This is a genomic window from Nocardia paucivorans NBRC 100373, from assembly GCF_000308675.1.
Lineage (GTDB): Bacteria > Actinomycetota > Actinomycetes > Mycobacteriales > Mycobacteriaceae > Nocardia > Nocardia paucivorans.
Window position 1 is genome coordinate 68,953 of the sequence record NZ_BAGE01000041.1, and the last position, 20,932, is coordinate 89,884.

General features: G+C 64.8%; 2 protein-coding genes (1 of these 2 cut by a window edge). Both read right to left on the reverse strand.

Annotated features, from left to right (window positions below):
- Positions 1 to 210: a hypothetical protein gene (locus ON32_RS29590; RefSeq protein WP_040790945.1), complete on the reverse strand. Its 210-nt coding sequence runs from the start codon at positions 208 to 210 to the stop codon at positions 1 to 3.
- Positions 207 to 20,932, reverse strand: the 3' portion of a protein-coding gene (locus ON32_RS11930) for a WXG100-like domain-containing protein (protein ID WP_157224175.1). It continues 13,132 nt past the right edge of the window; 20,726 of the gene's 33,858 nt are visible here — the last part of the coding sequence; the start codon falls outside the window, past its right edge — the gene reads right to left on this strand; its stop codon occupies positions 207 to 209. Before ON32_RS11930 ends, ON32_RS29590 begins: the two co-directional genes overlap by 4 nt.

Here is a 20,932-nt window from a genome sequence, read left to right on the forward strand (position 1 = left end):
TCAGCCCGCCCTCACGCCGATCGGCACGGCGCCACCGCGGTGCAGATGCCGAATATCGGAGCACCCAACGGGCCGCGACGGGATCTGCGAATCAGCGGGCACATCACCCTCTTTCATGATCCGGTTCATGATCCGGTTGACCTCTTCGACGGGTCTGTCGTCGACCACAGTGCCCCGGAACCCGTTATGTTCGCCGAGCCCGCCGGTCACGCCTTCCGTTCACCACCGGTTTTGCCGCCTTGCCGATTCCCCTTCTCCCCTTCGCCCGTACGGCTCACCTTGACCGCTTTCTTCGCTCGACCCAATTCGCCCTGGCCCGCGAAATGACCGAACTCGAGCACGAGGTTCGTGAGGGCGGCCGGATCTTCGACATCTACCCTCATATCCATCCATGTCTGCCGAATCTTCCGAATCTGGGCGTACTTCATCGCCGCTATGTATGCCCGATCGGACGGAGCCGCGTCCCGGTTGCCGTAGTAGGTAGCGGCATTGTGAGACATGCCGAGTGCCCGGTTTATCGCCCGGGGATGTTTCATCTGTTCCCGCAGTGTCCGCTCGAGATGCAGGTAATGCTCGGCATTCAGATTGCGTCGCAAGGGCTCGTCGTCGTCGTTTCCATCTCTGGTGAACTTGGCGCCGTCGAACCCTTCGCACGAGGGACGTTGCGGTTCGATGATCTCCGTGTCGCCGTCCGCGTGGCGGACGAAGAAACTCATCGTCTGCCCACAATCTGGGCACTTGCCCGGATGGGTATACTTCCCGTGCCCGCTCGGCAGGAACTGGTGTCCCCGGTCCGCCGACTGTTCTTGATCCGCCCGGTCGGTACAGCTGTAGAAGGTGGACAACCCGTCGTTGTATCGCGCTTCCTGTATCAGGAACTCCACATAATTCTCGACGACGATGTTTCCTTCATCGATCAGTAGCAGATTCTTGCGATCGATCCCGAGCGACTCCATATGGAGCTGCCAACGGACGAAGAACTCGAGTGCGGCACGGGTCCAGGTATAGCCGTTCTCGTCCTTGCCTTTCTGCAGGAACAGTTTCTTCTTGCCGTCCTTGTCGACCAGAACGTCCCCGAGGCGTTCCCGGTCCGGCCCCAGCTCGTGCAGCGGGTCACACAGCAGGACGATATGGGCGCGGCCTTGCAGCACCTCGTACAGTTGCGCGTCGAATTCCGCACCCAAACGCTCCTCCAATGGGGCGTTCGCGATATACGTGGTGAGATCGGCCTCGGTGACATCACGGGGGGCGGCCACCGAAGCGTACGGGCCGTACCTTCGCAGGTCCTCGTATGCGAGCCGGCGAAGCTGCGCCAACGTATCGGTGTCGAACAGTCTCGAGGCGGCCTGGACGACCTGCTCCCGTGCGCTGTATCGCTCACCATCCACCGTCCGCGAACCCAACCGTTCCAGCGCGAAAACACAGAACTCGTGCCGCCCGGAACCGTCGAGTTCATCCACCGACCCCGGGAAATCATCACGTTCGTAGAACTCATCCCGCGCATTCGGATCGAGGAGTTCCCATATCGTGTCGCACAGCTGCCGCTGCGCATCCTCATCCAGTTCCTTCAACGCGGCGAGGAACCGTTCCGCAGCGAACGAACCGTAGGGGCCCACACATTCGATCTCCGGGAACCGGGCCCGGAGAAGGTTACCGGCCAGCAAGGAACGGAAGAAGTCGGGATCACCTTCCGCCACGGGTTCGGCGATCTCGATCTCCATTCGCTCGAAGATGTGGGCGATCTCGTTCTCGAGCCGGTCACCGGTCAGGTCGGTCAGCCCCCAGGCCTCGGCGAGTTCCGCTGCGGCCCGATCGCGCATCTTTTCGAGATGCCGTCCGAGGTTGCCATAGCGTTCCCGCACTTCATCGCGGATTTGCGCGGCCGCGGTCTCGGCCGCCGAACGCTCTCCGTCGAACGCTTCACCTGCCTCGGGATCGTATCGGGTGAAATCCCTGATCGCGGAATAGTAGGCTCCTGCGGTATCGGCGACCGCCGGGCCGATCACCTCATCCACGAGCCGGGTGCGATCATGAAGCAGATCCGACACCTTCCTGGGGTTGTGATCCTCCAGATACTCGGCCAGTCGCATCCGGAACCGCCACCGGAGATTGGCGGATGCCTCCTCGTGGAATCGGGACGATTTCCCGAACCCTGGCTTCAGCAATTCCTTCCCGTCGATGACGAACCCGCGGGAACTGTCCGCTCCGGCCCGGATTTCCATGGCGATATCGCTCGCCGCCCAGAGTGCGCGCACCTCGTCGTCCAGCAGCTCCTCCTGTCCGCGCCGGAAGTACCCCCGCAGTGATTCGCGGGCCTGCACGATCCGCGCGAGGCGGCTGTTTCGGAAGTGCTGCCTGCCGCGGTCGTCGAGAAGGTTCTTGAGTTGTTCCTCGCGTACGCGCTGATCGCGGCAGATGTAGTCCTTGACCACCTCCAGCTGCTTCCGGGTGAACAGGTACAGCGGAACCTCGGCACCTTCCGGTGTGACCAGGGCGAGCCAGTCGAGCATGGTTTCGGGATCGGTGGCATCACGCACCGCGGGAAGGTGCCAGCCGTACCACCCGCCAGGTGTCCCGGGATCGAACACCCAGTCCTCACCGAGCTCGTCGGCGCGGTCGATGAGACGTTTCACCTCTCCGACGGGTCCGTTCGCGGAATCCGCTCGACGATCCTCCGATAGCAGTACTTCGGTGAAGGCCTCGAGCATACGGAGGTGTTCTCGACACCGTTGCCGCTCCATCTCCCGCATTCGCATGGTGAGCAGTTTCTCGGCTTCGCGGGAATCCTCCAGATACCGCAGCGATTTCCCGATCTCGTCCGGGTCTTCCAGTTCCATTGCCCGACAAAAGGTTTCGACATGACGCAACCGCACCCCGGTTCGAACGATCAGAAGCGCCGCGTCGTCTCGCCTCATCCGATGGTTCAGGACCTGCTGGGTACAACCGAACAACTCCATTCGCTGATCGGCCAGCTCGCGCAGCGCCCCCGCCAGTTCGGGGCCGCCCAGGTCGTTGGCCACAGCCGTCAGACGATAGATTTCGCTCTCGATATCGGCGTAGGTTCTCGACCGGTCCACACCTGCCTCTTGGTCGACCGTATTCCACGCATCTTCCAGTGCCTTCGTGACCATATCCCGGATTTCGGTGAGCATGGACTCCGGAAGATGTTCACCGGGCTCCGCGCCTTCGAAGCGTTCGACACACTTTTGGAGCTGCCGACGGGCACGGGCCAATTCCGTTACCGCGGACGGGAGCGCGTGACGAGCCCTGTTGTACTCCGTGACCCATCCCATGAGCCCCCCGTCCGGGAGAAGCGAGGTCGTGCTGCCCGTCCCGAACTCCCGGGAAAGTCCGGCGAGGTCCTGTTCGATCTTTTCGCGTTGCCGACCGACCTTCTCCAACAGCAGCCACTTGTCCGGCGGCTCGTCGAACGACAGGCTCCTGTCCCGATATACCATCAGACCAGGGTCGGCGGTATCGAATTCCAATTCGAGATGGCGGCGACCCGAATCGTCGAGCGTCGCCTGGACCCGTCCGAAATGTCCACGACCCAGCAGGAAGAACCAGTCCGGCACCGGATCGCCGATGGTCAGACCCTTCGGCCACTTCCGACCCCATGCCTTGCCCAGCTGTGCGGTCACCGCGATCTCGTGCACGGTTTTCGCGTCCATCGGCCTCGGCCCGGGTACAGGGCCGTCGGCATCGCCGGCACGCCCCGGCACAGCCCACGAAGCCCGCCACTCGTCCGTATGCGAAACCTTCAGTCTGTGCCACGGCGAAACGGCCTGATTCTCCCGGAAATCGACGTGGGCGCCCGTAGCGTCGACGACTACGGAGACGGTCGATCCGGTCTCGCTCGTACTACCCGCCCGTAAGGCGGCCGAAATCCATCCACGCAACCACCGCCGGTCGTCATCCGTGACGATATGAGGGGTCCGGTTGTCACCCCTGTTGTCGCGCAGTTCGCTCCATTTCCAGAGACGAAGTTGCCCATCCCATTCCACAGCGCTGCGGGTGCCCGGCTTCAGAAGATCGAGTTTTCGGTTCCATTCCGCACGACGCAGGCCCAGCAGGGACCGCACCACATCGTTGACCAGACGCGCATCCGTCGAGTCGTCGACGGTCAACTCGAGCTCGACCGTGTGGGTGGGCGCGTCGATCTCGACACGCGCAGCATCCGTTTCGATGATCAGCGTGTCGCCGTCCTCTCGGGAGGAAACCCGTACTCTCGGCACCTCCTCGGGAGCTTTCAAATCGAGCACGGCCAGCACGGCGGCCCGGCAGGCGTCACCGGCCCGCAGATCCCGATCGATCCGCAGTTCGGTGATCAATTCTTCCACCCGATAGTTCCATCGACCCGGGTCCACGTCATCGCCGCCGGGCACGGGATCGACCACCGCATCACCCGGCTCCGACGAACCTGCCGAGTCGCTTGCCCCGGTGATCGAACGAGGTGGTGTCGACGACCGGCGGACGGTCCGACCACCGCGATGTCGGAGATACTCCTCCACAGCGGATACCAGTGCCCGCTCACCGGGGGTGGTGTGTACCCCCTCGAGGTGCACCGCCGCGCGGGCCTCCGCATAGGCCTCCGCGATGTGGAGATGTCCGTTGCGGAAGGAGTATCCACTGAGTTGGCTGTGCAGCCACGTCCGAAATGTGACGGTCGGGTCCTCACATGTGGTCAGGAAGGTGTTGTACAGGGCGTTCAGCACCACGGCCCACTCGACGAGCAGTTCGCGCACATCTTCCGCCCGAGCCGGCGACAGCCCCTGCGCCCAGGTTCGGAAATCGTTCCCGGATAGGGGCAGCAGTGCCTGTAACCGATCTTCCTCGGGTGAGGACGGTCGCACCACATGGGCGAACTCGCGCTCGACGCCCAACCGCACCGCCTGCCCGGGCCTCCCGGGATGGAAGCCGACGTATCGACCGTACCGGCCGGGGTCCATGGGGTGCGCTTTCGTCCGGTCCGCGTCGGGCTCGATACCTTCCCACAGGTCCGCCGTGATAACGGCGTTCAGGTAGTCGGGGTCGACGGCGAACCGCTCGTTCACCACCATTTCCATTTTCGACCCCAGCGTTGCCGGACGCACCATGGCGATGGTGGGGCGACCGTCCTCGATGTCGGACAACGGTGCGATACCGAAGGCCGTGAGATCGGTATCCGGATGCTCGGGCAGCGCCGCGCCCAGACAGTCGACGAATTCACGCACGATATCGGGGTCGAGCCCGGGTATCTCGAGTCCGAAGGTGGTAAGTCCGGCCGCGGCGGCCAACTCGTCGGCATAGCGCCGGTTGGGATTCGACGGATCCTCGGGAACGCGATAACCGCACCACTGTTGCGCTGTCTCCACGAGGAGGCGATGCAGGATTCGATGCGCGTCGGTGGCCCGCTGCGGATGCTGTTCCACCATCTCGAACGCTTCCCGCAACGCGGCCGTGCCGTGCAAGGTGCCGTCCCGGAGGAAGCACCGCTCGGACAGCTGCTCGTATTCCTTCCATTCCTGGAAGCGGATTTCATCCTCGTCCGCGACGATCGGACCGTACTCGGCCTCGTAGAATTCCCGCAGCGCGCCGTCGGCCGCAACGGCGGCACGCCACCGCCCGGTGTAGATCAAGGCGTCACAGAACACCGTTGTCAGTGCCGGCGACAGATCGGCGGGGGCGATCTTGGGGCTGATCCGGATCTCCTCCACCCACATCCTTCCGTTCCCGGTTTCGAAGTCGCAGACGGCGCCGACGACATGGGAAACCGCGCGGTCGAACCGGATGTCCGTCAGATCGAGCAGACGTCCGTACCGCGCCAGCCAGTGCTCGACGAGCTCGGCGGTCTTCTCCACTATTTCGGATAGCTGTGGCCCGACTCCGTGGAATTCGATCCGGGGGTATTTCTCCGCCAACCGTTTCACTGCCGGCGTACCCGGTCCGTCCCGATCCGGCCGGCCGGTTCCATTGCTCTCTTCGGTCTCGTCGGTGGGATCTTCGGCGGGCTTTTGTGACCGTCGTTCGCGGCCCGCCGCCATTCGATTCGATACCGGAGGCGGACCATCGGTTGAAGGACTCGGCAGGTCGGTGCCGTCGTTCTGTCGTCCGGGTCCATCGGAACGCTCGATGAGCGCGAAGACGCCGGAGTACTCGCCGGGTTCGCCCACCACCTCGAGTACGTGAACACCCTGGAATCCGAATTCGCCCGCCACGGTCGCGATGGCGGTGCCGCGCGCTGCTTCGTCCCACGACCGCCCGGCGGCGATCTGGCGATTGAAATGGTCCAGGTCCACGGTGTTGTGTTCACCGTCCCACCGGCAATGGATTTCCCCGACCCGGTCGCCTATCGCCTTCAGCATCGCCCGTATCATCTGCCGGTGGTCGGCCGACACCGCTACCCCGTACTCGAGGACCCCATCCGGATGGACGACACCGTTCACCCCGCCGCGGAGCCCGTCCCGCACCCAGGAATAGTGCAGGCGTCGGCCGCCGCGCTCACCGAACACGCCGAGGAAGGTGCGGGTGGTCGGGCCGTCGCCCGTCTCGATCACCTCGATCCGAAGAACACCGGGCGAGGTGGCAACCCGAACTCGACCGTGGCCGGCTCCGAACAGCTCGTTCAGCCATCGGGTGATCCGGGCCGGCTCGGTCCGCTCCGGCCAGGGGTCGGCGATATCACCGTACCCGGAATCGATGAGTACACCCGCCACATCGTCGAATCCGCGGCCATCGCGTACTTCGACATCGCACAGGGCGTCGTCATCGAGTGCGGCATACATGTCGAATCCGGAGTCGGGCACCGGCGGGAATCGGCGACTACTGTTCCCACCCGGATCACCGATGGTGATCACTCCGCTCGTCTCATTGCCGTGAAGCACCACCTCTCCGTGCGCACCCCCTACCGCCACGGCATGTTCCACGGCCTCGGGCAACGCATTCGTCGCCGAAGAAAGAGCGCCGGCAAGGTTGCGCAGTTGATAGGCTATTCCCCACCGGGCGGCGGCGGCATCCACACCGGACACCGCAACCGAGACCCTGATCTGCCGCTCTCCGGGCCGACCGAAGATATCGATCCGGGGCACGGGTCGGCCGCCCGGCACCGACAACTGGACGGTCAGCGGCAACGCGTCGATCTGCCCGCTCACGGTCACCGCTGTCTCTGTGGCCGCGGTATCCTGCACCATGGCTTCCACGGTGTCGCCGATATCGCCGAACCCGTGCGTTACCAGGAGATCCCGCAGCGGAACGGGCGATCTGCCGGTCAGGATGTGCCGCTCACTCACCTGTTGCGGTCGATCCTGCCGATATTCGCAGTGCACGGTGTGTTTCGCATCGCCGAACGGGGTTTTCTCCACGACCGTGAAGTCGATGGCGCGTTCCCCACCCGATTCGTGCTTGACCACCGAGACTTCGATATCTCCGGCGTGACCACGTGCCGCGACAACCTTTTCCACCCATCGCACGGCTGCTGCGGTCTGCTCACGAGTCAACCAATCCGGCAAGAGGCGCCCCACCCGCGACCCGACGTCGTCGATGTCCGGCTCGGCCGGAAACGTCACGTGGGTCGGTCGCTCTCGGGCATCGATATCGTCGATATCCCTCGACCGGTTCGACCCGTCACTGTCGACAATGGCGGAGTTCGGCACCCCTTCGGGCGGTGGATCCGACTCGATGCCGTCCGGGTTGTAATTCCGGTTCGGGACCCAGTATCGCGACAGCTCGTGCGCCGTCTCATCGGTGTCGGCCTCGGACGACCGAATACGAGACCGGACGCCGGGCCACATACGCTCCGGGATGTCGAAGCAGCCGGCGACGAATCGTCGGTCGAGCCCGCCGGGGAACGCCACGACGAACGGGAAGGGGTCGTTCTCCGTGGGATCGACGAACCCGCCGGGTGCATCGATCACATAGATACGACGCACCGCCCCCGCACGGCCGTACTCTCCCGCTGTTCCGAACTGTCGGGTCGTGGACGGCCACGACCACATCCGCGGAAACGGCTCCGACGATGTGCCGCGCCGGATTCCCCGCTCGAAAACCTCTTCGGGACTCAGGTCGCTTCCCCGGAACAACAGACAGCGGTCGGTGCGCCACCCCGCCCGTGCCGATCTCCGTTCGCTGGAGAGTACGTCGTCACGAATATGGGCTATGTCGTCGTCGGAGATGTCCCGGTCACGGGGCGCTGCCCCGACCACATCGCGGTCGCCGCCCGGTGACGATCTCTCCGACAACCACTCGGCGGTGGTGCCCACCAACCGCTCGACCAGCACTCGTCGTGCTATCTCCATGCCGGCGGAGATCGATCCCTCGTCCTGTCGAAGCCCGTCCTCCGCCTCGGCGGCACTCGGCGCCGTCTCGACCGACTCCGCGATATCGGACTCCTGCGGCCTGCCGGGGGGCCGAGGAGTTTTCGGTGTTCCGTGGCCTCCGGGTATGGATTCGGTGTCCCGAGGAGGAGACCCCGCGGTTCCTTCGAGCGCTGTCGCCGAGCCCGGTGCGTCGTGCCCGTCGGTCGTGGAGATCGTTCGATGTTCTACGAAGGGACCTCCGTTCGAAGCGGAATCGATGTCGTCCTCTTGCGGCGCGGAGTCGCGTACCGTGTACGACCACGATCGTTCCTGCAGCTCCGTGCTCAGGGTCACGGTCACCTCATGGCCGGACTCGGTGAGGATCAGCCGAGTGGGTCGTCCGTTCGCCGGTTCACCGGTGCGGGAGTGCTCCTGCATGTGCAGCGCGATGCGCAGATCGGTGACGGATTCTTCGATTCGAGGCCGCGGCCACCCGGCCATGGCGACCTCACAGAGTGAGGCGGCCAGGTCGATGATGTTTTCGATGTCCCATCGAAGACCAATGGTGATCCGGCTCCGATTCCCCTCGCTATCGGGGGTGTGCACCCGCACCTCGAGCCCCGCGGAATTCGCGATCAACGCGTGTAAGGTGGCACCGTCTCCTCCGATATAGGCCCGATCGCCACCCAATTCCATTGTGCGCTGGACCACGGCCCGGACGGATTCTCGCTGCCGGTCGTCGAATTCCTCCCAACGCCTCAGCGCCCTGTCCAGGGGCCCATCGGGAATGGTGTCGTCGGCCTGCGCAACTCTCCCCGTCCGCGTCTTGTCGTCGACGGACAGACCCGATCCGAGCTTCGACAATGTATCGGGTAACAAGGCGACCATCGCACCCTCGTCGACCGCTTTTCGCAAAGCATCCGCGTCCGTGACGGGATAGAGCAGGATGTCCACATCGGGGCCATCGAGGAGCTCACGCAACTGCGGGTCGCTGTCGCGGTATTCGTCGAGGTGATCCACATGCACGGACACCAGTACACGGCCCCCGCCACGCCGGCGGTGCTCCTCGATCACCTCGCCTGGCTCGAGCATCGAGCCGATCTCGGACTCCAGGGCGGCGTACTCCTCCTCGTTCAGGTGCTCGTGCGCGAAGCTCGTGAGCGCGAGCACATAGCCGGGCGGCTGGTACGCCACGTGTAGATACTCGTCCGCCGGCGCCGGCATCCGCCCGGTCGCCACGTAGTTGCGCGCGACCGCCAGAACCGTCGGTACGGGGCTTTCGAGCCGATAGCGGCAGCCCTCCATGTCGTTCAACAGTTCGGCGACCGCCTCCAACGCCGGCATGGTCGGCACCGCCAGGATCGGTGCGATACCGGCGTCGGCCACCGCACGCACCGCTTCGGTGACGGGGATCAGTTCGTGTTCGGTGACCACCTGTTCGTAGTCGAGGTCACGGATCTGCCTCTTGCCCTCGCTCGTGGTGACACCGGGGTCGTCGAAGGCCACCGCTTTGCCGTCCGCCGTCGCCCGTACGACGATCCGCATGGCGCCGACACCGTATGAGGCCTGCCGGGCGATGTCCGGGCCGATTCTGCGTCGCTCTCCCCACGGCACCCATATCTCGAACCCATCAGGAGTTTCGACGGTATCGGTCCACATTTCGGAGGAGGTGGGAACGGCCTTGTTCTCCGGGACGTTCTCCGGGACGTTCTCCGGGACGTTCTCCGGGACGTTCTCCGGGACGCTCTCCGGGGTCGACCCCCCCGCGCCGTGCGGCGCGATATCGGCCTCCGACGGAGGATCGTTGTCCGCGTCGTCGGCGAATCCGCCGAGCACCGCCGCGAGTGGTGCGAGTCGAGGTCCGGCGTCGAGCGGCCGGGAGGCCTCCGCGGTGTCGGATCCATGATCCGATGTGGGCAGACTGTTTCCACCGGAGGCGTTCTCGTCGAGCTCCTCGGGATCCCCCTTACCGGGGCCCTTCTTCCCGGGATCCTTCTGCCCGGGGTCCTTGTTCTCCCAGGCGGTCCGGAGCTTGTTGGAGTACACGCGATACAGCGTCGATTTCGTGTCGCCGAGTATGTTCTCCAAGAGGCGTGTGCGGGCTTCCTGCCAGGAGATATCTCCTCGCCGCACGCCGAAGACCAGCCTGCGTTCCCCGAAGTCGATCCGGCTCGATCCCAGGTGCGCACGGGTGTAGTAGTCGATCGTGAATCCTGCCTCGGCGTTATCGCACCAGACCCAAGCGGACATCAACAGCGGTTCCACACAGGACTCGAGTACGGTTTGGATTTCTTGTGCTACCCACTCGTCCTCGGACATCCGCGGTTCCCGCGGTTCGGGCACGTCCGGGGACGCGGAATCTCGTGTCGCCCATACGGAGGCCTGCGCGAGCGCATAGACGGCCTGGGCAGCGTTGCCGTCGAGGTGGCCGGATATATAGATCTTCTTCTGCTCGTGGTTCACGTGGTAGTGCGGATCGAGATGGGCGGACTTCACCGGCGCCTTTTTGGGTATCCCGTACTCGAATGTCCAGCCCAGGGATTTCAGGTCTTTCAGAACTCGAACCATCGACGGCGAACGAGAGACCAGCTCGTCCACCTCGAAACCGAGGCCGGTCACGACCCCGCGGAACTGGAACCACAACCTGGTGAAGTGCTCGAATCGGGCCTGGTAGAGCGGATCGTCCTTACGGGCGAGCATGATATCGGCGATACGTTCGCGTACCTCCTCCCAGGTGAAGCGATCGTCGAGGTGGGCGAGATACAACCTCTCGAACTCCGGATACTCCATTCCGATATCGGCGCCACCGCGCTCCATGATCTCGTGGCGGGCTGCCAAGGCCACCAATTCCCCTTCGGCCCAGCGCAGGAAATCCTGGTGCAGATACCGTCGAACCCACTGTCCCCGGGTGTCGTCATCGGTCGGCGGTGTGATGGTGACATCGGGCCCGCTCCTCCGACCGACCGCACGAGCCAGCATCCGGGTCGTGGCCTCCGGGTCCCCCGCCACCTCGCTGTCGACACGGATCCATCCGCGCTTGTCGCTGCTCTGTGTCTCGGGCACACGGTCGCTGTAGGCGAGTTGCCAGCCGTCGGCCAGTAGTTCCGTCAGTCTCGAGACGAGCAGCGGAGACTTCTCGACCAGCGCATAGACCTCCGGTCCGAACGCCTCGGTCACCGCCTTCTCGACATCCACCTCAGGAGTGGCGCTGTCGTCGATCGAGCCCATGTACGAGACCGCAGCGGTCACACCCGCGACACCACCGGCCACTTTCAACACCCGACGCCGCGACCAGCCGTTGCCGCGCTCTCCACCCTCTCCGGCGGGGGGCGTGGATACCTCTCCGACCGCATCGGGCCCGAGAACGTCGGGTTCGAGAGCGTCGAGGAAGTCGATCAGGCCGTGCTTTTCGGCTTCGGCCCGGTATTCGGCCATCAGGTCGAGGAGCGTGTTGGCGCTATCGGGCCGGTGAGCCTTCCGCGGGCTCGGCATCCGCCCCATGGTGTCCTGGGCATGGTTGTACATCTGTTCGAGCGAGGTCATCGTCTGTTCGAACCGGTCACCCCATTCGCGCCGCTGGAACAGCGGCCGCAGCTCTTCGACCGCGAGAATGCACTCCCGCATGTACTCCTGGCTCAACGGATGGTCGCGGAAAACCGGACCGTCGGCCCCCGCCTCGACGAAAATGCTCGTGAAAAGCCCCGACTCCCCATCGCTATCGCTCCACGCGCGGTCCAAACCGTATTCGGCGAGCTGATCGCGATATCCGCGCAGCCGACGGTTGCCCACATGCCGACCGACGATCCCCACCGCCACTTCGAACAACCCGAACAGCAGGCCGTCCTCGGTATTGCGGTAATACTCGGCCCACTTCTCCGGGCCGTGGCCGAGAAGCGCCTGCCACCCATCCGGTCGGGGATTGTACGCGGAGTAGGTGATCGCTGCGTCCGCACATCGGCCACCGCGTTCCGATCGAGGTATCGGTGCCCCCATCGCCGCGCCGATGCGCGAGGCGAGTTCGACGGCATCGGCCCGTTCCAGCGGGTCGCGGTCCCCGAAGTCGTCGCGGTAGCTGTTGCGTATCACCGTGGATCCGTCGTCGAATTCGAGAACCTCGAATTCGCTGTCGGCGGACTTCGGCCGATACCACCGAGCACGGGACACCACACCGCGCATCTGTTCCCGCAGCTCCCGCATCCGCGGTGTCTCCTCGGCCCGCAGGAGCATCGGGGGCAAGGTATACGAACCGCTCGGCTCCTCCGCGAACTCGTCACCATAGATATCGGGCCGTTGTCCGCGGTACAACTCGCGCAGACGATCGATTTCGGAATCCAGGGCAATCAGTCGCGTCATCACGTCCTGGACGACCGTATCGGCCCCGGTCAGTTCCCCCGCCGCCGCGCGCAGTTCGGCCGGTGTGTCGTATTCCGCCGCGTTCGGCCACCGCTCCCGCAGCAGTTCCAGCAACCGCTGTCTTTCCTGCTCGACATCTTCGATAGTGGTGATCGGCTGTTGCACCACCACCGGTTCGGCCGCATACTCCGCCGAACCGTCCTCGATCGCAACCGGACCGGTCGAATCCAGAGGGCTCGTCGGAATAGACCACGGCGCGTTCGGGTCACCTGGACGGAACGAGTACTGGGTGGTCAACGGGGGCAACGACCGACCGACCCCGCTCCATCGAGGTCCGGCATCGGCGCCGCGGTTCGCTTCGGCCGAGGTACTCGGCGCGGAGATCCCCTCATAGGCGCTGCCGTCGGCGGACTCGTGGACCGTGAACCGCGCCGACCGGTCCCGACTGTCGACCTCGGCGATGAGAGTACGCTCGCCGAAGCGACCCTCGATACGCACCGACACATCCAAGTCGGAGTCGTGCAAACGGTTGTACACTTCGCCGGCCAGCCATGATTGCAGCTTGTCGATCGCCTGCGCATTGCGGGAATACATCGGTGCCCGCCCCCGGTCGCGGTGTTCGGTCGGGGTGACGACATGCTCGGGCCACACATCTCTCAGCTCGCCGAGCCACAACCACAATTCGTTCCACCGATCGACAGCACCCCGATGCACCCGCCATGTCCCGTACATCGCGCCGCCGACGCCGGGCGACAGCACCGGTGTCATGGTGGCGGCGACGGACAGCATCGCGTCGAAGCTCTGCACCCGATCGTGCCGGTTCTCCGTTTCCGCCGCCTGGCGTAGCCGCAGCAGCGTCGGGATGCATTGTCCTTCCGGAATGCCCAGATCATCTATCGAGATACCGTTCGACGCCGCAAGCTCGGCGAGCCGATCGGTCGCCGCCGTAAGACGCTCTGTGGGGTGCTCACCGCGCACACCGGTTCTGATGGCCTGCCGCCGCGCTTCTTCCGCCATGGCGGCATTCAGGCGTTGCTCCTCGTTGTCCTGCGGGCCGGGGAGGTTACCGTCGAATCCGGCGATGTCGTTGATTTTCGCGGCCAACGCCTCCAGCAGCCTCTTACGACGCCGTATCGCCTGCTCCACACGCAACTCCGCCACGCGCCGAGCGATCACCTGCCGGATCGGGTCCCGCGGGTGAGGCTCCATGTCACCGATCGCTTCGGCGGATTCGGCTTCCATTGCGGCGACCGCCTCGGCGAGCATCCTGATCTCGGTGAAAGGAACCGCCTGTTCGAGGAGTTCGGTGATGTGGATGGCCGGGTCGGCGACATTGTCGGGTGAGTGGACCGCCTCGTGCAACGCACTGACCAGACCCGATTCCCGCCGGTAGCTGCTGTCCGGTGTTCCCTTCCGGAATGCCTCGTATTCCTTGCGGCGCGCTTCGAGCTCCCGTTCGGCCGCACCGACCGCTTTCCGCAGGTTCTCCAAGGTGGTCGGAACCGTCTCTTCCGGTACGGCGGTGTCCCTCATCCGTTGCCGGGCCGTGTCCAAAGCGTTGAAGAACACCGTACCCGGTGATGATGCGGGGGACCCGAATCGAGGATCGGGGTCGGGCCCGATATCCGGATGGTCCGAATCGTCTGCAGTGACCAGGAATCCCCGGGTGCGAAGTTCGCCGGCCACCTTCTCGAAGGCACGTCGACGAATCCTCTGTACGGCGTCCTCCTTCACCTCCAGCTCCATCGCTATCCGGCTGCGCCGCATCGGTTCTTCCTGCAGGATCGATCGCTGCAGATACCCGTACTCGATCGGGGTGAGCACGTGCCGATCGTGGAGATCACCGATTACGGATTCCAGCATCTCTGGAGCGTCGCCGCGGGCCCGCTCGACCAGTGTCGAATCGGCGGTGGCCACCGGTGCCCTCGTGGCGGCCGAGCGTCGAGCATTACCGTTCGGGTCCGAGACGTCCGGCTCGCTCCGCAGAAGCGCGGCGAGATCGTGTACCGCTTCGTCCAGCGCATTACGTACGGCATTCTTGGTTTTCCCGAGCGCATCGGCGGTTCGCTTCGTCGACACACCCCGCAGATACCGACGCTCGAACGCTTTCTGCGAACGCGGGCTCAACCGGGCGACCAGCCGCTCCACTCCGGCTCGGTTCTGCCGCAGCTCCCGGTTGACGGTTGCCTGATCGGTCCGGTCAGCGGAGGGTTCACCGGTGGATATCACCGTCCCCACCCGACGAGACACCCGCCACAACAAGTCCATGACGGCTCGCCGGGTCAGGTCCGTCGCCTCGATCGTTTCGGGCAACGACTTCCGCTCCAGATGCCATGCCCTGAATACGTCCGCCTCATCCGGGGTGAGTTCGTCCATCGCCGACGCGACCCGTCCCGGATCGTCACGTTGCGCCCGGTCGATCAGCTGCTCTACGAAACGCAGCTCGTCCATCGGCTGTTCGGGACGGGCCGATACGATATCGGCCATAACATCCGCGAACTGGGGTAGCACGATCGCCCGGAGATACTCCGCACGGGGGTCGAGCCTCTTCGAGAGGTGGGCGCGCGTCTGCGGGTCGAGATCACCATATTCCGCTCGGAGCCAACGCCCCTCCTCTGTATCGGCGGGGAAGCGTTCCATACCGCGACGCAACTCGTCGTCGGTCGCTCGGGCAAGTGCCCAGCTCCCCCGACCCGTATCGTCGGCTCCTGTCACGCTCGAGTAGTCGGACAGAATCCGGGTGCCCAACCGAGGGGTGCGCCTGCCTCCGGCTCCGGGGTCCGCCGGCGGATCCGTGATCCCGCCGTCGTCATCCGACGGCGCACGACCTGCTCGGACCTCACCGAGACCGAGCGGTATCGACATCCCCGGAACGAGCACCTCCGATCCGGTGCTGTCGAGGGCGATCACCCCGGATGCCAGCACCGGCGACATCGACAGGCCACCGGGATAGGCGTCCCATTCGAGAGTATTCGTATCGAGCACCCATACCCGCTCGCCGGCCTCGTACCGCGTTCGGATCCGAGACAGCTCGTCGGCCAGGTCCGGTCCCCGATAATGCTCGGCGACACCCTTCAGAATCTTGCCCAGATCGTTGCTCAGCACGTTCAAATGCGTACTCACACCGCTTTTACCGTGCTGTTCGGCCAGTAGCACCGTCGCCGGTTCGGCATCCTCACGGCGCAGCCATGCGGCCACGTCGCCACGTGACCCCACCCGGAACCGGGGCGACGGCGTGCCGGGTGCAGGTTTGAAAGCGCCTTCGATATCGGCCAGGGTGGCCCCGCCGAGACCGCCGATACCCACCGGCACCACGCCCACAGCGTTCCTACCGAACAGAATCCGCAGCTCACCGATCGCCCGTGCGGCGCAGTCGTCGAGCCGCTCCAGAGCGGCCCGGAACCGTAACTCCTCCACGGTCGCGGCAGCGTCGGTATCATCGCCACCGTGCCAGCGGCCGTCGGGCCCGCGCACCAGTATCTGGTCCCGCAGCTCCCACATCCGCGATGTCTCATGGGCACGACGGCGGATCGTGGCCGACTCACCGAAGCGGCTCGACCCGTCCATGCCCTCGACGCGGGCGGCGGACCGTAGTTCGCGCTCCAGCTCGGTGAGTTCGTCGCGGAGTCGGACGGTTTCACCGTCCAGGGCGGCGAGTCGCGCCATCGCGTCCCGTACGGATGGATCGGCTCCGGTCAGCTCCCGAGCCGCCGCGAGCAGGTCGGCCGGGGTGTACTCCACGTTCGGCAGCCGGTTCCCCAATTGCTCTACCAGCCGCTGTCTTTTCTGATCCAATCCTTCGAGAATATGCCGAACAGTGGTGATTCGATCCCGTACTGTCTCCGGACCGTCGAGCGGACCATCCGGGTCGGCGAATACTTCGTCCTCGTCACGCCCTCGTCCATGCCACGGGAGCCACGAGAACGGTGGCTCCTGCCCCGGTTCTCCTTCTTCGAACGCCGACGACCGATGATCTGTGTTCTCTTCGCCGGCTTCGATCGGCTCCGACCGCACCATGCGATGCCCCGCATCCGCCAAGCCGCGCGTCTCGGCGAGGAGATCGACGTCCACACCTTCGGACTCGGCGATCACCGATACATCGGGAAGACCTTGCTGCCGATTGCGTTCCGCCTCCGTCGACAGCGGCAACACGGTGTCCTCGCCCTCGCCCTCGCCCTCGACCTCGCGCCGCCGACCGTCCGGCGTGCGGTGGCCTTCGGCGCTGCGTGTCGGACGCTCACCGCCGCCGAAACCCGATCCGCGACCCGACTCCTCATCGGTCAGCGGAACATCGACGGTCGTGGCCGAGCCGTCGTGGCCGACCTCCAATCGCAACACCGGTCCGTCGCCGGCGTCCACACAGGACATCGTCACATCCGACCGCTCGCGAACGTCGAACGACTGCAGTACCCGCGCCACCTGTCGGGTGACCGCGGCGGTGACGGTAGCGCTCGTGCCGGGCGGGAGCAGCGGCTCGAGAAGGGTACGGATCCGGTTGGCGGTGGGCATCGTCGCGGGTGCGCGGGTGAACTCGACACGGTCAACCGAACCCTCGCTGCCGGCAGTGCCTTCCGCGCCATCCCGTGTCGCATCGATACCGGTCTCCGATTCGAGCCCGATCAAGGGCTCGAGCAGGGCTCGGACCGTGTTGTACTTGGGAAGGTCCAGTCCGTTCCTGGACAGCTCGAGCCGGTCCGCGACAATGTGGTTCGCCGCGCCTTCGCGGATCGCGGTGGACCAGTACAGATGGTCGAGCGGTGAGGCCAGCCGTTCGTTCCAGCTGTCGACAAGGTCCAAGGCGACACGAGTCATCACGGTAAGGATCCTCGGATCCCGGTCTGCCTCGAATTCGGCTCGGACGGCCTCCGCCGCCCGCCATAGCACCGTCTCGCGGAGAGCAGCGGCTTCCTCGAGCGGAAGGGAGCGGGTGGCGGCGATCTCCGCCTCGGTGGCTTCGGTGAGGAACAGGGCGAGAAGTTCTCGATCTCGCTCCCCCAGCCCCGCGAGCGCGCGGTCGGTCCGGCTGTCTCGGCGTTTCAGCGCCTCCAGGACGACCTGCCGATCGGCATTCACCCGACGTTTCGTCCCCGTCAGGATGTTCGCCAGCCGGCGTATGGTCTCGGCCGCGCCCTCCTCCGACGCTTCTCCCCGTAGCCATGATTCCGCGATCAACTGGTGGTCGCCCGGCAGCAAGAGCACTGCCGCCCGCACTACTCGAGGTAGTGCCTCGTGGGCATCACGCACCAGCAGTACTGCCGCGTCATGGATCTTTCTGGCATCGGTTCCCGAAGGTGGCAGCCGGAGGTCCGTCGGTGGAGCGCTGTCGGGCTCGGACAACCAGGCACTCAGCCGGATTACCGCCATTCTCAACCGGTTCGCGTAGGCACCCCGTGTGATTCCCAGGTTCGTCATGGTCTGTGGAGTGGAAACACCACGGAGGCAACGCGAGTCGAAGACTGCTGCCTGCTCGGGAGTCAGATGCGGCACCAGGGCCCGCACCGCCGACGGATCGAGACGAAGACAACGGTTGACCACCGATTGGGAGAACCGCGAGCTTGCCGGAGTCTCGCCCTGGAGCAGAGTGGCCACCCGGCGTAGGCCCCGACGCAGCAATTCGGATACGGATCCGGATTCGGGGTCGAGATCCATTCGCGTGGCCGCATCTTCCAGCGGTAGCCGCTGCCGGTAGCAGAGTGTGAACGCTTCCCATTCGTCCGGGACCAATTCGTCCATGGCCGCATCGAGACGCTCCGGATCGAGTCGCACGGTCTCATCGATCAGTTCGACGAGGGCTCCCATCTCCCGTATCCGGACCTGGGCCCGGTCGAGTGCGCTCCGCACCGAGCTCGGCGACCGGCCTGTCCTGTCCGCAATCTGCTCAACCGACTCGCCGTGCAGCAAGGCGGCTTCGGCCACCGCGCGAACCTGCGCATCGAGCAGGCCGATGGTGCGGCGCACCTGTTGACCGGCGAATCCGCCGTTGCGGTCATCGTGCCCGTTCGGGTGGTTGACCGGGCCATTGCGCGGCTCCGGCATATCCCCTTCAGGGAGCGCGAAGACCGGGCGGCCGTTCGCCGCATACGGGATAACCGTGATCCACGGTTCACCGTCCACCGGTTCGAGGCCTGCGACATACTCATCGAAGTCGACCTCTTCCAGGTCGACGATCTCGCCCTTTTGGATCCGCTCCAGGTCTCGGAGGCCGATGCGTTCGGGGTCGACCACCACCAAGCGGGGCTTATCCTTCGTTCCGACGTTACGCACCTCGACCATATGCGAGGTGGTGTCGCCGAGGCGGGAGTTCACCGCGTCGATGGCGACCTCCACGCGTCGCCCGGGTTCTTCCCTGATCCACGCCACCGCGTCGTCGAGCGACTCGTACACCTGGGGATCGAAGTCCGCCCGCACCTGGCGCGCGTAGTGCTCGCCCCACGGACCCGCGTCGAGCCGATTCACCGGCCGCGCTCGCTCCAGATCACCCGCCTCGAGTGCACGCATCCACGACACCCACCGCAGGGTTTTCGCGCATTGACCCATCCGCTGCCCGACCCGCGACCCCCAGGTGGCCGGATCGAACCCGCTATCGGCCCGCCAGAAGGTGACCACCGCGCTATGAGCGGTGCCGTCACCGGCCCAAAGCGTCCTCTTGCGGTCCACCAGGGCCCGGTCGAACCCGAGTTCCTCGCCGGCCATCTTCCACGTCCAACCGGTACGCGCGGCTTCGTCCATCGGAACGCCACGGCGCAGCGCGGCATTGAATTTCTCGAGGTTGGCCGGGGCGGCGGGCACCCAGTTCGACGAGATGGCCCGGATCTCGCCACCGGCCTCGGCGAACGCGGCGACCATCTGTCGGAACATCGCACGTCCCGAAGGTGTCCTGCCTCGGATGGCGTGGATATCGAAGCTCAGCACGCCGTTGCGGATTTCTGCCCTGATGCCCTGCCTGGTCCCAGGGCTTGCCCCGTAGTCGTGCCGATAATGCCAAGTGCCATCCTCGCTGCCCTTGATGACCGGCCCGGCGGAGGGCGGCTGGGAAGGCGGTATGAGCTCCGATTGTCCTGTGGCCGCCATCATCGCGTGCAGGTGGGCATTCGGCACGGTAGAGGAAATCGGATGCGCATGATCCGCCGGAGCATCTGCATCGACAGACCCACCATCCGGGTCCGCGGCCACCGTCCACAGGCGATTGTTTCGTTCGCCTCGGACACTCACCGACAGCCATTCCGTATCCGGTGACGAAACTCCCTGAATATGCAGTACCGGAGAATCCGAATCGAAGCCCGATGAGACGATGATGACCCCGGGGTTCTCCCTACGGCCGGCCAGGTCTCTGATATGAGGGGAAATGTCATCGAATCCCCAGTCGGCCAGCACTTCATCCAACTCTCCCCCCGGTAGTAGTCCGTGCTCGCGCACCACCAGCCGTCGTCCTCCCGCCCACTCATGGGGGCCGAGCGGATACACAGGTCGGCCGAGGATGTCGTCCCCCAGCGTCTCCCTGGCTTCTGCGACCAGGCGATACAGAACACGCTCACCGGATGTCCCCTGGCCGTAATACCGCACAGCGGCCCACGACTCGGCAAACGCCTCATCCAGGTTGAGGGTCCCATCGGAGGCAAAGCAATACCAACTGAATTGGTCGCTCAACCATTCGTGGTAGTGGATCTCGTCGATGATTTCTGTCGATTCGAAACCGTGCTCCGATCGATAGCAAGCCCGCAGTTCGTCATCGGCCCGATGATTGACTTGCGACCGTACCGGAAAATGGGCGACATGGCCGAACTCGTGATTGATCCAGAATTCCCAAGGATCGATATCGGGCGGCCCGTTCATCCAACGAATGGCCACAAGTTCTCCCACTTCGTGGGACATATCCACTGATCGAGCCAGTGAATCCGGATCGATTACGATAGCCGTCCAATTTCCTTCGTCCACGATAGCGATGGTTGCGGCCTGTCCCGGCCCCTTTGCAGCGGTGATCTCGAGTGGCATGACATCCGGATCGTTCTGGAACCTTTTCGAGACGATCCGCTGCAACCCACGAACCCTGTCGACGGGCACCACATCGTGAAATGCGAATCCAACCAACCTCACGTGTGTTTCACCGAATACGGCCGACGCAATATCCGATTTCTCGGCATGGGACGCGGGATCCGCTACCGCCTCGATCGCCGCAGTCTCACCATGGACCGCAACCGATGTGCGGGCCTCGCGAACCAGGAGATCTCTCAAGGCGCTCAGCGCGACGGTCGAACTTCCGGACGCACACAACGCATATGCTTCGGGAAACGCAAGTCGTACATCGA